Origin of the sequence: Paenibacillus thailandensis (assembly GCF_042685365.1) — a bacterium.
GTDB lineage: Bacteria > Bacillota > Bacilli > Paenibacillales > Paenibacillaceae > Paenibacillus_AP > Paenibacillus_AP thailandensis.
Genome location: NZ_JBHUMY010000050.1, coordinates 1 through 508, shown reverse-complemented (window position 1 = coordinate 508; position 508 = coordinate 1). Strand labels below are relative to the sequence as shown.

The 508-nt window shown below is 55.7% G+C and carries 1 rRNA gene; it reads left to right on the top strand.

The annotated features are described in order from the left end of the window. A 23S ribosomal RNA gene (locus ACFSW5_RS26105) occupies positions 1-508 on the top strand; the annotation flags it as partial.

Genomic DNA, 508 nt, shown 5'->3' with positions numbered 1-508 from the left:
AGTGCAAAGGCATAAGGGAGCTTGACTGCGAGACCTACAAGTCGAGCAGGGACGAAAGTCGGGCTTAGTGATCCGGTGGTACCGCATGGAAGGGCCATCGCTCAACGGATAAAAGCTACCCTGGGGATAACAGGCTTATCTCCCCCAAGAGTCCACATCGACGGGGAGGTTTGGCACCTCGATGTCGGCTCATCGCATCCTGGGGCTGAAGTAGGTCCCAAGGGTTGGGCTGTTCGCCCATTAAAGCGGTACGCGAGCTGGGTTCAGAACGTCGTGAGACAGTTCGGTCCCTATCTGTCGTGGGCGTAGGAAATTTGAGAGGAGCTGTCCTTAGTACGAGAGGACCGGGATGGACGTACCGCTGGTGTACCAGTTGTTCCGCCAGGAGCACCGCTGGGTAGCTATGTACGGACGGGATAAGCGCTGAAAGCATCTAAGCGTGAAGCCCCCCTCAAGATGAGATTTCCCAGTATGTAAGACCCCTTGTAGACGACGAGGTTGATAGGTT